Source organism: Antarctobacter sp. (assembly GCF_034670325.1).
GTDB lineage: Bacteria > Pseudomonadota > Alphaproteobacteria > Rhodobacterales > Rhodobacteraceae > Antarctobacter.
Genome location: NZ_JAXMNR010000006.1, coordinates 309,423 through 321,952 on the forward strand (window position 1 = coordinate 309,423; position 12,530 = coordinate 321,952).

Here is a 12,530-nt window from a genome sequence, read left to right on the forward strand (position 1 = left end):
CGCCCGCGCGTCTGACATTTGGAACACGATTGAGCGCCGAAACCTGAGCAGGGTTTCGGCGCTTTTGTGTCGTCGGGGGATGCGCGGGATGATAGCGGGATGATTTTGATTGACCCGCCAGTCAACAAAAGCCATTTTAGCGTTATGCCAAAGATCGGACAGGAACCAATTCGGCGCGCGGCGCTTATGGAGGCCACGGTGGCCGAGATCGGCGAGGCCGGGACGCTGGACGTGACCGTCTCAAAGATCGCGCGGCGGGCGGGCATGTCCAGCGCGCTGGCGCATCACTATTTCGGCGGCAAGGCGCAGATTTTCCTCGCCGCGATGCGCCATATCCTGACCGAATACGGCGCCGAGGTGCGCAGCGCGCTGGCCGCCGCCCCCGATGGCGGGCGGTTGGAGGCGGTGATCGCGGCGAACTTTGCCGACAGCTGTTTTCGCTCTGACACGGTGGCGGCGTGGCTGAACTTTTACGTGCTGGCCCGACGAGAGCCGGAGGCCGCGCGGCTGCTGCATGTCTATCAACGACGGCTGCATTCCAATCTGGTGCATGCCTTGCGCGACCGGGCCGACAACCCTGACGCCGTGGCGCAGCAGATCGCGGCGCTGATCGACGGCGTCTACCTGCGCGCGGCCTTGTCGGGCAGCGGCGTCGAGGGGGCCGCCTGCCAAGTCATCCAAACCGCCCACGCCCTGATGAGGACCCCATGACCAAACCCAATATCCTGATCCTCATGGTCGACCAGTTGAATGGGACGCTGTTCCCCGACGGTCCCGCCGACTGGCTGCATACGCCGAACCTGCGGGCCTTGGCGAAACGGTCGGTGCGGTTCCAGAACGCCTATACCGCCAGCCCGCTCTGCGCGCCGGGGCGGGCCAGTTTCATGTCCGGGCAGTTGCCCAGCATGACGCGGGTCTATGACAACGCCGCCGAATTCGCGTCGGACATCCCGACCTATGCGCACCATCTGCGGCGGGCGGGCTATCAGACCTGCCTCAGCGGCAAGATGCACTTTGTCGGTCCCGACCAGATGCATGGGTTTGAGGAACGGCTGACCACCGATATCTACCCCGCCGATTTCGGCTGGACCCCGGATTATCGCAAACCGGGAGAGCGGATCGACTGGTGGTATCACAACATGGGGTCGGTGACGGGCGCGGGTGTGGCCGAGATCTCCAACCAGATGGAATACGACGATGAGGTCGCCTATCACGCCGAGCGCAAGCTGTATGATCTGGCGCGGGGCAAGGACGACCGGCCGTGGTGCCTGACCGTCAGCTTTACCCATCCGCATGATCCCTATGTGGCGCGCAAGACGTTCTGGGATCTTTACGAGGATTGCGAACATCTGACGCCCGACGTGCCCGCGATGGCCTATGAGGATCACGATCCGCATTCGCAGCGGATTTTTGACGCCAACGACTGGCGCAGCTTTGATATCTCGGACGAGGATATTCGCCGGTCGCGGCGCGCCTATTTCGCCAATATCTCATACCTTGATGAGAAGATCGGCAAGCTGTTGCAGGTGTTGGAGGAGACCCGGCAAGAGGCCATCGTGGTCTTTGTCTCTGATCACGGCGACATGCTGGGCGAGCGGGGCCTGTGGTTCAAGATGAGCTTTTACGAAGGCGCGGCGCGGGTGCCTTTGATGATCGCGGTGCCGGGGGCAGAGGGCGCGGGGATCGAGGCTCCGGTGTCGACCATCGACCTGTGCCCGACGTTGTGCGATCTGGCGGGCGTGGACATGTCAGAGGTCATGCCCTGGACCGAGGGCGAGAGCCTGACGCCGGTCATGAAAGGGCGGGCGCGCATCTCGCCAGTGGCGATGGAATATGCCGCCGAGGCCTCTTACGCGCCGCTGATATGCCTGCGCGAGGGGCAGTGGAAATACACCAATTGCGCGCTGGACCCCGAGCAACTGTTTGACCTTGAGGCTGATCCGCATGAGCGGGCCAATCTGGCAGAGGACCCGGACCATGCCGAGGTGCTGGAGAAATTCCGGGTCAAATCTGCCGCGCGTTGGGATCTGGAGCGGTTCGACGCCGAGGTTCGGCAGTCTCAGGCGCGGCGCTGGGTGGTCTATGAGGCGCTGCGGCAGGGCGGCTATTTTCCGTGGGATTTCCAGCCGCTGCAAAAGGCCAGCGAGCGCTACATGCGCAACCATATGGATTTGAACGACGTGGAAGACAGCCAGCGCTTTCCGCGCGGTGAGTGACGTCGGTTCTACAGGAGACAGATGATGAGTTATGACACGCAACCGCAGGCCTCGCATTTTGTCGATGGTCAGTATGTCGAAGATACCTCTGGTGAGGTGATCGAAGTGGTTTATCCGGCCACCGGCGCGGTGATTGCGCGCCTGCACGCGGCGACACCGGCGGTGATCGAACAGGCGATCACCAGCGGGCGACGCGCTCAGGCCGAATGGCGGAAACTGAGCGGGACAGAGCGTGGCCGCGTGCTGCGCCGGGCCGCCGATATCATGCGCGAACGGAACCGCGACCTGTCGGTGCTGGAAAGCTATGACACCGGCAAACCCCTGTCCGAGACGCTGTATGTGGATGCCACCAGTGCGGCGGATGCGCTGGAGTATTTCGGCGGTCTGGCGGGCAGTCTGACGGGTGAACATGTGCAACTGCCCGATGGCAACTGGGGCTACACGGTGCGTGAACCGCTGGGCTTGTGCGTGGGGATCGGGGCATGGAACTATCCAACGCAGATTTCCTGCTGGAAAGGCGCGCCCGCGCTGGCCTGCGGCAATGCGATGATCTTCAAACCGTCAGAGGAGACGCCTTTGTGCGCGCTGAAGGTGGCGGAGATCATGATCGAGGCGGGGGCGCCTGCGGGTCTGTACAACGTGGTGCAGGGCGCGGGGGCCGTGGGCGCGGCGCTGGTCACTGATCCCCGTGTCGACAAGGTGTCGTTGACCGGATCGGTGCCCACGGGCCGCAAGGTCTATGCCGCCGCCGCCGAGGGCATGAAGCATGTGACGATGGAACTGGGCGGGAAATCCCCGCTGGTGATCTTTGACGATGCAGATTTGGAAAATGCCGTTGGGGGCGCGATCCTTGGGAATTTCTATTCCTCCGGTCAGGTCTGTTCCAACGGCACGCGGGTCTTTGTCCAGAAGGGCATCAAGGAGGCGTTTCTGGAGCGTTTGGCGGCGCGGTTGCAGGGCGCGGTGATCGGCGATCCGATGGACGAGGCGGTGACGTTTGGCCCGATGGTCAGCGCCCGGCAGCGCGAGATCGTGCTGGGTTATATCGAAAAGGGCTTGGCCGAGGGCGCTCGGCTGGTCTGCGGCGGGGCTGCGCTGGAGCGGGATGGGTTCTACATCGCGCCGACGGTCTTTGCAGATGTGACCGACGATATGGTGATCGCGCGCGAAGAGATCTTTGGTCCCGTCATGGCTGTGCTGGATTTCGAGAGCGAATATGAGGTGATCCCGCGTGCCAATGACACCACGATGGGCCTGTCGGCGGGTGTCTTTACCCGCGATCTGGCACGCGCGCATCGGGTGATCGGGGCGCTGGATGCCGGGTCGTGCTTTATCAACTCTTACAATGACGCGCCGGTGGAATTGCCCTTTGGCGGGGTCAAGATGTCGGGTGTCGGGCGTGAGAATTCCAAGGCGGCGATCTCGCATTATTCGCAGCTGAAATCGGTGTTTGTGCGGATGGGTGACGTAGAGGCGCCTTTCTGAGAGGCGCGCTTGCGGGCGCGCCCACCCGCCCACCCCGCGCCCGCAAGCGCGCGGAGGGGCGGAGGGGGTGTGCCCGTTTTGAAGGTTGAAGGGGCGGACCCATGGAAGCGGATTATGTGATTGTCGGCGCGGGATCGGGCGGTTGCGCCATTGCCGCGCGGCTGACCGAAGCGGGCAAATCGGTGATTGTCATCGAACATGGCGGCAGCGACTGGGGGCCGTTCATCAACATGCCCGGCGCGCTGAGCTATCCGATGAACATGCCGCGCTATGACTGGGGGTATCAGACCGAGCCTGAGCCGCACATGGGCGGGCGGCGCATGGCCTGTCCGCGCGGCAAGGTGATCGGTGGGTCGTCGTCGATCAACGGGATGATCTATGTCCGCGGTCATGCGCTGGACTATGACCACTGGCGCGACGCGGGCTGCGAGGGTTGGGGCTATGCCGACGTGTTGCCTTATTTCAAGCGGATGGAGGACTGGCACGACGGCGGGCATGGCGGCGATGCGTCGTGGCGCGGGCAGGGCGGGCCGCTGCATGTGACGCGGGGCAAGCGCGACAACCCTTTGGTGCAGGCCTTTGTCGAGGCTGGCGGGCAGGCGGGTTATCCGGTCACGGGCGATTACAACGGGCACCAGCAAGAGGGCTTTGGCGCGTTTGACATGACCGTCTGGCAGGGCGAGCGGTGGTCGGCGGCCAAGGCCTATCTGCGCCCGGCTATGGCGCAGGGGGCGGAACTGGTGCGGGCCTTTGCGCGGCGGGTTGTCTTTGAGCAGGGCCGTGCGACGGGGGTTGAGGTCACGCGCGGCGGCAAGGTCGAGGTGATCCGCGCGCGGGCTGAGGTGATCCTTGCCGCCAGTGCGATCAACTCGCCCAAACTGCTGATGCTGTCGGGGATCGGACCGGGCGCGCATCTGGCGGAGCATGGCATCGACGTGGTGGCGGACCGGGCGGGTGTGGGACAGAACCTGCAAGACCATCTGGAACTGTACATCCAGATGGCAGCGACGCAGCCGGTGAGCCTTGCGAAATACTGGAGCCTGATGGGCAAGGCCTGGGTCGGGCTGCAATGGCTGCTGGCGCGCAAGGGACCGGGGGCATCGAACCAGTTCGAAAGTTGCGGGTTCATCCGGTCGCAGGCGGGAGTGCAGTACCCGGACATCCAGTACCACTTCCTGCCCATTGCGGTGCGCTATGACGGCAAGATCGCGCCGGAGGGGCATGGGTTTCAGGCGCATGTGGGGCCGATGCGGTCGCCGTCGCGGGGTGAGGTGACGTTGCAGTCTGCCGATCCCGAGGCGGACCCGAGGATCTTTTTCAACTACATGAGCACCGATCAGGACTGGCAGGATTTCCGCCGCTGTATCCGGCTGACGCGGGAGATATTCGGGCAGGAGGCGTTCTCGCCCTATCGCGGCAAGGAGTTGCAGCCGGGGGATCAGGCGCAGACGGACGAGGATCTGGACGCGGTCATCCGCGAGCACGCCGAGAGCGCCTATCACCCCTGTGGCACCTGCCGGATGGGGGCGTCGGACGATCCCATGTCGGTGGTGGACCCGCAGGGCCGGGTGATTGGCGTTGAGGGATTGCGGGTGGCGGACAGTTCAATCTTTCCGCGCATCACCAACGGTAACCTGAACGCGCCGTCGATCATGGTGGGCGAAAAGATCGCCGATCACGTGCTGGGCCGCCGCTTGCCGCCTGAGAATGCGGAGCCTTGGGTGCACCCGCAGTGGGAGACCGCGCAGCGCTGAAATCGTTAACCACGTTTGAGGCGCGTTAACCTTACGTTAAGGTTTGTCTTGAAATCGTGGGGGTGAGTGCAGATCTTAACAATATGTTAAGATTTTGTTTCGCGCTTGTTCTTACGTCTCTGGCCTCGGTCGCTTTGGCGGACCTGAGTGGTCCATTGCGGGTCATCGACGGGGATACGGTTGCGATTGGCGAGACCCGTATTCGCCTGCACGGCATCGACGCCCCGGAAAACGGCCAGTTCTGCGGCAACCGGACCGCGCCCATGTGGCCTTGTGGCAGTTGGATCAGCGGCGAGGTGCGGGCGCGTTTTGACGGGCGCAGCGCCCGGTGCGTGGCCATGGACATCGACAAATACGGGCGCACCGTCGCCCGTTGCGCGGTTGCGGGTGAGGATCTGGGCGCGGCGCTGGTGCGGGGCGGGCTGGCCTTTGCCTATACGCGCTATTCCTCTGACTATCTGCCGCAACAGGCAGAGGCGGCGCGACGCGGTGTCGGTCTGCACGGGGCGGGGGTGGAATCGCCTGCCGATTTCCGCAAGGCGGCGCGGCGTGGCCATGACGCGCAGCATCTTGCCAGCGCGCCGGAGGGCTGCGAGATCAAGGGCAACATCTCGAACCGCGGCGACGCGCATATTTATCATATGCCGGGGCAGGCGTGGTACGGCGCGACCCGGATCAATCTGGTCAAGGGCGAACGCTGGTTCTGTTCCGAGGCAGAGGCGCAGGACGCGGGCTGGCGGCGGGCGCATCACTGACCGGGCGGTCTCTGAAAGCGCGAAAAAATGCATTGCCTGTGCGGAATTGATCCCGGTCAAAGTGTGTGATCACGGCCTGTGTAAATTGGTGGTCGAACAGAAGAAAAGGAGACGCCAATGTCGCACACACCGCACGAACTGTCCGAAGAATTTCCCGAATTCGCAGACAAGATGCACGATCTGAAACAGTCCAACGCGCATTTCGTGAAGCTTGCCGATGAATACCACGAGATCAACCGGCAGGTGCACCGGGCCGAGACCAATGTCGAACCGATGGAGCAACTGGCCGAGGATCAGTTGCGCAAGCAGCGCGCCGCGCTCAAGGACGAAATCTACGGCATCCTGCGCGCCTGACGGCAGCGCGCCTTGACCTGAAAAAGACCATGCGCCCCGGGAACCCCCGGGGCGTTTGTCAATTCAGAGCGGCCTCGATGGCGCGGGTCATTTGGCCCGAAAGCGGCCGTGTGGCAGAGCCGAATGTTGCGGTGATCTGGCCATCGGGGCCGATCAGTACCTTGTTGAAATTCCACGCCGGGGTGAAGCCGGATTGCTGCGCGACCCACTGGTAGAACGGATGCGCCTGTGCGCCCCGGACCGGGGTGATGTCGGTCATTGGCATGTCGAGGTCAAAGTTGACCGCGCAGAAGTCCTTGACCTCTTGTGCGGTGGACAGCTCTTGCCGGAAATCGTTGGATGGCACCGCAAGCACGATCAGACCCCGCTCGCGGTAGCGGTCGTAGAGCGCCTGAAGGCCGTCGTATTGCGGGGTAAAGCCGCAGCGTGAGGCGGTGTTGACCACCAGAACGGGGCGGCCCTGCCAGTCATCCAGCGACAGGGTGCCGCCGTCGATGCTGTCAAAGGTGAACCCCTGCGCGGCCCAGACGGGAAAGGCGATCAGGGCGGCGAAGAGGGTCAGTAGACGGGATACAATACGGGTCATGGCCAAACTTTCTACAACTGCGATTGAGCTAGGGCTTGGCGTTTTTTGTCAAGGTTTGCCGCGCGGCGGACCGGCATGGCCGGGGTCACAGCGGCAAGGTTGAAACCGCGCAGACCTTGACCGGTGCGGGTTTTGGCGCATCCTGAGCGGGCTTTGGTCCTGTGGACTGCCTTTTTGGAAAGGACATTTCAGATGCGCCCGGTTTTCTTGTCGGCCTGTTTGGCCATTGGCCTTTTTGTGGTGTCTGCCCTGCCTGTCGCCGCCGAAGACGGCTGCAAACTATATCCGACGGGCAGTGTGATCAGCTACAGCTATGATCTGGTCGGTCCGGAGGCTTGTCTGTCCCATTGCGCGCAGACGCAGGGCTGTGTGGCCTGGTCCTACACGCCGCATAACTTCAACCCCAAGACCGCGCCGGGGGAATGTCGCCTGCTGCCAGACGCTGGAACGCGCGAAGCGCACGCGCGCGACTTTTGTGGGGTTGTGGACGGCTGATCGGCTCAGTTGGCCGCGCGGTCGTATTCCAGCAACAAGAACGGTTTGCCCTTGCCGGTTTTCAACAGGTAGCCGTTGCTGGCGAATGGCCTGTAGGGCGTGTCGTCGATCCAGAGCATCGGGGCGGAAGGGTCCAGAGCGACCTTTTGACCGGCATCGGGCACAATGGTCATCACGGCGGTCCAGCCATGCGGCTCATTGATGTAGACCGCAAGGCTTTCGCCCGTGGCGGTGTAGGCCATCGACGCCGTGCCCGCGCCCGCGACGATCCATTTGGTGCCTTCCAGTTCGATCTGGGTTCCGGTCGCGGGATAGCTGTCCTGCGCGTGACCGGGCAGGGCGGTCAGGCCCAGAAAGGCAAAAACGGCCAGAAGGCGAAGGGGTTTCATGGGGCACTCCTGTCTGAAACTTGGGGGCATGAGGGCTGGCCCGTGCAGGGCGGCCGGTCGCCAGAGAACCAGCGACCGGCAGGGGCGATCACATTTCGCCGCAATACACCTTGTCGGAGTCTTCGCGGCTGAACACGCCTTTGATCAGCTTGCACTGGCCGGGCATCCCGGCATCAAAGCTGTGCGGCCGGAACGTCCAGCTGTCGCAACCTTCGGTGGTTTTGCAGGCGGCGACACATTCGTCAGGCGTGGTGAAGGTGTCGATAAAGCCGACCTGATCGACGGGCGTGAGCGAACATTTTTTGAATTCTTCTGCCTGAACGCCAGAGGCGAGCAGAACAGCAAAAACGGACGCGGAGAAAACAAATTTAAGGGACATGGAAAGCCTTTCTGGAATGGTGGTGCAATGCAATTGACCATACCAGAAGCTTACGTAGCGGAACGGGGAAAACAGGCGCTGTGTTCCCCGATTTCGCCGATCTGTTCCGTATTTTGGCCGTGCGCGTGTTGCGCGCACGGCCGGCAGGCTATTCCATCGCTTCGAGTTGCTCGATGAAGCCTTCGATCATCGACAGGCCCTTGTCCCAGAATTTGGGGTCGCTGGCGTCAAGGCCGAAGGGGGCCAGCAGGTCTTTGTGGTGCTTCGATCCACCCGCCTTGAGCATGTCGAAATACTTGTCCTGAAAGCCCTCGGGCTGTTCCTGATAAGCGGCGTAAAGCGCGTTCACCAACCCGTCGCCAAAGGCATAGGCGTAGACGTAGAAGGGCGAGTGGACAAAGTGCGGGATGTAGCACCAGAAGGTCTCATAGCCTTCCATGAACTCGAACGCTTCGCCAAGGCTTTCGGCCTGCACTGACATCCACAGGGCGTTGATGTCGTCCGGTGTCAGTTCGCCGCCGCGCCGCGCCGCGTGCAGTTTGCACTCGAAATCGTAAAAGGCGATCTGGCGCACGACGGTGTTGATCATGTCCTCGACCTTGCCCGCCAGCAGGACCTTGCGTTCCTTGTCGTTTTTGGCATTCTCCAGCATCTTCTGGAAGGTCAGCATCTCGCCAAAGACGCTTGCGGTCTCAGCTAGGGTCAGCGGGGTGGAGGACAGCATTTCACCCTGATCGGCGGCCAACACCTGATGGACGCCGTGGCCCAGTTCATGCGCCAGTGTCATCACGTCGCGCGGTTTGCCGAGGTAGTTCAGCATCACGTAGGGGTGGACGTCGGTGACGGTGGGATGGGCAAAAGCCCCCGGGGCTTTGCCCGGTTTCACGCCCGCGTCGATCCAGCCCTTGTCAAAGAAGGGCGTTGCGATCTCGCCCATGCGCGGGTCAAAAGCGGTGTAGGCACTCATGACCATCTCACGCGCCTCATCCCAGCCGACGACGCGGTCGGTTTCCATCGGCAGGGGCGCGTTGCGGTCCCAGACCTGCATGGTGTCCAGACCCAGCCACTTGCGTTTCAGTTCATAGTAGCGGTGCGAGAGGCGCGGATAGGCGGCAACAACGGCGTTGCGCAGCGCCTCGACCACCTCGGGTTCGACGTCGTTGGACAGGTGGCGGCCGGTCTGCGCGGTGGGCATGCCGCGCCAACGGTCCAGCACTTCCTTTTCCTTGGTCTGGGTGTTGTGGACGCGGGCAAAGGTGCGGACGTTGTCAGCAAAGACGCGCGCCAATTCGCGGGCTGCGGCCTCGCGTTTGGTCCGGTCCTGATCGGTGAGCAGGTTCAGCGTGCCCTCGATGTTCAGTTCCTCGCCGTCGACGTCAAAGGTAAGCCCGGCGATGGTTTCATCGAACAGACGTTCCCACGCGTCACCCACAACGCCCAGATCGTGCAGGAACTTTTCCAGTTCATCGGACAGTTGATAGGGCTTCATCGCGCGCATCCGGTCAAAGGCACGCTTGTAGCGGTTCAGGTCGGCGTTGCCCGCAAACAGCGTCTCATAGTGGTCGTCGCCAAGGCGGTTTGCCTCGAGCGAGAAGAAGACCAGCGGCGTGGTGTAGTTGGTGATCTTTTCCTGACAGTCGGACAGGAATTTGGCGCGCTCGGCGTCGGTGGTCAGTTGGTAGTAGCGCAGACCGGCAAAGGACATGATGCGTCCCGCAACTGCCGAGATCTTTTCGTTGCGCAGAACCAACGTCAGAAAGGCGTCGGCGTCCAGCGTGTCCAGCTTGCCCTCATAGTCGTCGGCAAAGCTGCGGCAGGCGTCCTCCAGCCAGTCGAGATCGCGCTTGAGCTCCGGCGCGTCGGGAGAGGGGTAGAGATCGGTCAGGTCCCATTCGGGCAGATCGCCCAGATCCTTGCCCCCGGCAGTGGCATTGGCATCGAAAAGCGGTTTTTTGGCGAACGTGCGCATGGAGCCCTCTCTTGTCATTGCCCTTCACATAGGGGGCGACAGTGCGCGAAGGCAACCGGCACACACTATTTTTGGAGGTCTTGACGCAGAAAAGGTTTCGGGTTGGCGCGGGACTCTCGTTAAGCTTCCGGCAGGGAGACGTCATAGTCCAATTCAGGGAGGAGATTTCAGCATGTCAAATACCTCAATACTTTACGGGGCGGGTGGCCTTGTTGTCGGGGCGCTGGCCGGGGTTGCGTTCAGCGGGTCTGACAGTTCAGAGGATCTGCGAAAGGTGCTTGGTGATACGGTGGTTCCGGCGCAGGAAGTGGCGCAAAAGGCGGCCAAGTCCCACGAGGAACAGCTTGCCGCCCTGCAAAAACGGCTGGACGCGCTGGAGGCCGGGTTGGCAAAGAATGCGCCCGACATGACGGCCGTCACGGCAAGCCTGTCCAAGGAAATGACCACCAAGCTGGACAGCCTGAGCACCGCGCTGGGCAACGAGATTGCGAAATCGTCGGCTGCGCAGGCCGAGACGATCAAGGCCTCTCTGGCCGACCTGTCCACAAACATCGAGAAAAATGCGCGCGCAGGCGCGGATGATGCGGGGCCAGCAGCCCCCGCCAAATCGGCGTCCGACAACGATCTCATGATGGCTGGCGCACTGGGCGTCGGTGATACGGCGCTTTTCGCAGAAGGCGCGGTGCGGGCCTTTGTCTCGCGCATTGATCCGTCAGGCGGCGCGGTGCGGCTGTCCGTCAATGGCGGTCTTGTGACCTTGGGGGCCGGTGGGTCCACCAAGGTGTCGATGGGCCGGTCCGACTGTAAGGTCACGGTCAAGGCCCTGAACGGTCAGGGTGTCACGCTGGGGTCCGACTGCGGGGTGCTGCCGCCGCCTCCGGCGCTGTCAGCGCCGGACGATGGCGTGATGCCGGGACATGCGGTCAGCCTTGCGGATGGGGCGGTGCGGGTTTTTGTGTCCAGCGTGGACAGCGACGCGCGGACGGCGCGCATTGCGGTGAACGGCGTCCAGACCCAGCGGGTGTCGGCGGACAGCCGCCTTGCCGTGGACTCCGGCGACAAATCCTGCAGCTTGCAGGTGACCGGAATCGGCGAGGGCATGATCGGGTTCGACGCCTCCTGCGACTGAACCGGGGCCGAACTCTGGCGGCGAACCAATCACGTCGCCCCTGTGTCCCGGACGTGCGGGCCGGGGGGCGACGGCTGTCAGAAACGGCGTTCCAGCGTCAGGTGCATGGCGCTGTCGCGCGCGCCGTCGGTGACGGCGAACAAGACGCTGGAATCGCCCCGGACCTTGTAGTCCAGCGCAAGGCCATAGGCATCGTCCTTGCCCTTGTCGGTGATCTCTCCAAAGGCCAGCATATCGACCCGCGATGAGACCGGAAAGACAACGTCCAGCGCCAGCGCGTCAGGTGTCTCGTTGGCATCCGGGTGTAGGTAGGTGATGCCGACATCCATCTGCCCCATGTCGAACCGTGCGCCCAGTTTGGCGTTGATCCCCGCATGGGTGAAATCATCCTCGGTCAGGGTTTCAACCGCAGCGGCCAGTTGCCAGCCTGCGCCCTGATAGGTCAGAGCGATGGAGGCGGAGCGGAAATTGCCCTTGTTCGCGTCATGCAAAGAGACGGCAACGTCGGTCTGTCCGAAGGATTGTTGCCACGATATGCCCCAGGGCACCGCCGTGCGGCGCATCGCCTCGACCGTGGCATGAGCGCGGGTGTATTCGGCGCGCTCATACGCCAGATAGGGCGCGGCACGGGCAAAGACCGACGGCAGCACCTGATCGAAGGCCGGGCGCACGACGCCCACGCGCCATGTGTCATCCCAGGCAAAGGCACCATAGGTTTCATGCGGGCGCTTGCCGTCGAGGCCAAAGAGATAGGCCCCCACCTCAAATGTCAGCGGATAGCGCCGGGTCAGTGGAATGGTCACGGTCGCGTCAACGACGCCAATGCCCGATCCACCTGCGATATCCGTCGTCCCAAGGGCAAGCGTGCCCTCAAAGCTGACGGGTTGGGCCGACAGGGCGGCGGGCCAGAGCAGGCCAAGCGTAAGAAGCGCGGAACGGACCATGAGAAGCAATGCCTTGATTTAATTGCGCCAAGGGTAGCCACTTAGGGTCGCCCCCTGACAGTCCGCAATACCGGA

At 62.9% G+C, this 12,530-nt stretch carries 13 protein-coding genes; 8 read left to right on the forward strand and 5 right to left on the reverse strand.

What is annotated here, in order from left to right; translation table 11 throughout:
- The first annotated feature begins 144 nt into the window (after window positions 1-144).
- From betI to VOI21_RS17065, 6 genes are all read left to right on the forward strand, one after another.
- Window positions 145-711 carry a choline-responsive transcriptional repressor BetI gene (gene betI, locus VOI21_RS17040; RefSeq protein ID WP_323771149.1) on the forward strand — a complete coding sequence of 189 codons (567 nt, stop codon included), beginning with the start codon at window positions 145-147 and terminating at the stop codon, window positions 709-711.
- The gene (betC, locus tag VOI21_RS17045) at window positions 708-2,216 is read left to right on the forward strand and encodes a choline-sulfatase (RefSeq protein WP_323771150.1); all 1,509 of its coding nucleotides are present in this window, start codon (window positions 708-710) and stop codon (window positions 2,214-2,216) included. Before betI ends, betC begins: the two co-directional genes overlap by 4 nt.
- A gap of 24 nt (window positions 2,217-2,240) precedes the next feature.
- Window positions 2,241-3,701, forward strand: coding sequence for a betaine-aldehyde dehydrogenase (gene betB, locus VOI21_RS17050; protein WP_323771151.1), 1,461 nt, complete (start codon window positions 2,241-2,243; stop codon window positions 3,699-3,701).
- A 101-nt stretch (window positions 3,702-3,802) separates the two neighbouring features.
- The gene (gene betA, locus VOI21_RS17055; RefSeq protein WP_323771152.1) at window positions 3,803-5,455 is read left to right on the forward strand and encodes a choline dehydrogenase; all 1,653 of its coding nucleotides are present in this window, start codon (window positions 3,803-3,805) and stop codon (window positions 5,453-5,455) included.
- An 83-nt stretch (window positions 5,456-5,538) separates the two neighbouring features.
- A complete protein-coding gene (locus VOI21_RS17060) occupies window positions 5,539-6,210 on the forward strand; it encodes a thermonuclease family protein (protein ID WP_323771153.1) in 672 nt (223 codons plus the stop codon).
- A 117-nt stretch (window positions 6,211-6,327) separates the two neighbouring features.
- Window positions 6,328-6,564, forward strand: a complete 237-nt coding sequence (locus tag VOI21_RS17065) for a YdcH family protein (protein WP_323771154.1) — start codon at window positions 6,328-6,330, stop codon at window positions 6,562-6,564.
- Window positions 6,565-6,622: 58 nt separating this feature from the next.
- Here the strand turns inward: VOI21_RS17065 and VOI21_RS17070 are convergent, their stop codons facing one another.
- Entirely contained in the window at window positions 6,623-7,150 is a 528-nt protein-coding gene (locus VOI21_RS17070; protein WP_323771155.1) for a glutathione peroxidase, read from the reverse strand.
- Between the two features lie 192 nt (window positions 7,151-7,342).
- Here VOI21_RS17070 and VOI21_RS17075 point away from each other — a divergent pair, with 192 nt between their 5' ends.
- Window positions 7,343-7,645, forward strand: coding sequence for a PAN domain-containing protein (locus VOI21_RS17075; RefSeq protein WP_323771156.1), 303 nt, complete (start codon window positions 7,343-7,345; stop codon window positions 7,643-7,645).
- A gap of 5 nt (window positions 7,646-7,650) precedes the next feature.
- Here VOI21_RS17075 and VOI21_RS17080 read toward each other — a convergent pair whose 3' ends face one another.
- The 3 genes from VOI21_RS17080 to VOI21_RS17090 all read right to left on the reverse strand — a co-directional run bounded on the left by VOI21_RS17080 (window position 7,651) and on the right by VOI21_RS17090 (window position 10,382).
- Window positions 7,651-8,034, reverse strand: coding sequence for a hypothetical protein (locus VOI21_RS17080; RefSeq protein ID WP_323771157.1), 384 nt, complete (start codon window positions 8,032-8,034; stop codon window positions 7,651-7,653).
- 88 nt (window positions 8,035-8,122) lie between these two features.
- Window positions 8,123-8,551 carry a PAN domain-containing protein gene (locus tag VOI21_RS17085; RefSeq protein WP_323771158.1) on the reverse strand — a complete coding sequence of 143 codons (429 nt, stop codon included), beginning with the start codon at window positions 8,549-8,551 and terminating at the stop codon, window positions 8,123-8,125.
- Between the two features lie 10 nt (window positions 8,552-8,561).
- On the reverse strand, window positions 8,562-10,382 hold the full coding sequence (locus VOI21_RS17090; protein ID WP_323771159.1) for a M3 family oligoendopeptidase: 1,821 nt from the start codon (window positions 10,380-10,382) through the stop codon (window positions 8,562-8,564).
- 172 nt (window positions 10,383-10,554) lie between these two features.
- On the opposite strand from VOI21_RS17090, the gene VOI21_RS17095 reads away from it, so the two are divergent.
- A complete protein-coding gene (locus tag VOI21_RS17095; protein WP_323771161.1) occupies window positions 10,555-11,511 on the forward strand; it encodes a hypothetical protein in 957 nt (318 codons plus the stop codon).
- A 77-nt stretch (window positions 11,512-11,588) separates the two neighbouring features.
- On the opposite strand, the gene VOI21_RS17100 is transcribed toward VOI21_RS17095, so the two are convergent.
- Window positions 11,589-12,455, reverse strand: a complete 867-nt coding sequence (locus tag VOI21_RS17100; RefSeq protein WP_323771162.1) for a hypothetical protein — start codon at window positions 12,453-12,455, stop codon at window positions 11,589-11,591.
- Window positions 12,456-12,530 lie beyond the last annotated feature (75 nt).

Excerpts from the sequence above, each read along its gene's own strand:
- betI (WP_323771149.1), top strand. The coding sequence starts at position 145 with ATGCCAAAGATCGGACAGGAACCAATTCGGCGCGCGGCGCTTATGGAG.
- betC (WP_323771150.1), top strand. The coding sequence starts at position 708 with ATGACCAAACCCAATATCCTGATCCTCATGGTCGACCAGTTGAATGGG.
- betB (WP_323771151.1), top strand. The coding sequence starts at position 2,241 with ATGAGTTATGACACGCAACCGCAGGCCTCGCATTTTGTCGATGGTCAG.
- betA (WP_323771152.1), top strand. The coding sequence starts at position 3,803 with ATGGAAGCGGATTATGTGATTGTCGGCGCGGGATCGGGCGGTTGCGCC.
- VOI21_RS17060 (WP_323771153.1), top strand. The coding sequence starts at position 5,539 with ATGTTAAGATTTTGTTTCGCGCTTGTTCTTACGTCTCTGGCCTCGGTC.
- VOI21_RS17065 (WP_323771154.1), top strand. The coding sequence starts at position 6,328 with ATGTCGCACACACCGCACGAACTGTCCGAAGAATTTCCCGAATTCGCA.
- VOI21_RS17070 (WP_323771155.1), bottom strand. The coding sequence starts at position 7,150 with ATGACCCGTATTGTATCCCGTCTACTGACCCTCTTCGCCGCCCTGATC.
- VOI21_RS17075 (WP_323771156.1), top strand. The coding sequence starts at position 7,343 with ATGCGCCCGGTTTTCTTGTCGGCCTGTTTGGCCATTGGCCTTTTTGTG.
- VOI21_RS17080 (WP_323771157.1), bottom strand. The coding sequence starts at position 8,034 with ATGAAACCCCTTCGCCTTCTGGCCGTTTTTGCCTTTCTGGGCCTGACC.
- VOI21_RS17090 (WP_323771159.1), bottom strand. The coding sequence starts at position 10,382 with ATGCGCACGTTCGCCAAAAAACCGCTTTTCGATGCCAATGCCACTGCC.
- VOI21_RS17095 (WP_323771161.1), top strand. The coding sequence starts at position 10,555 with ATGTCAAATACCTCAATACTTTACGGGGCGGGTGGCCTTGTTGTCGGG.
- VOI21_RS17100 (WP_323771162.1), bottom strand. The coding sequence starts at position 12,455 with ATGGTCCGTTCCGCGCTTCTTACGCTTGGCCTGCTCTGGCCCGCCGCC.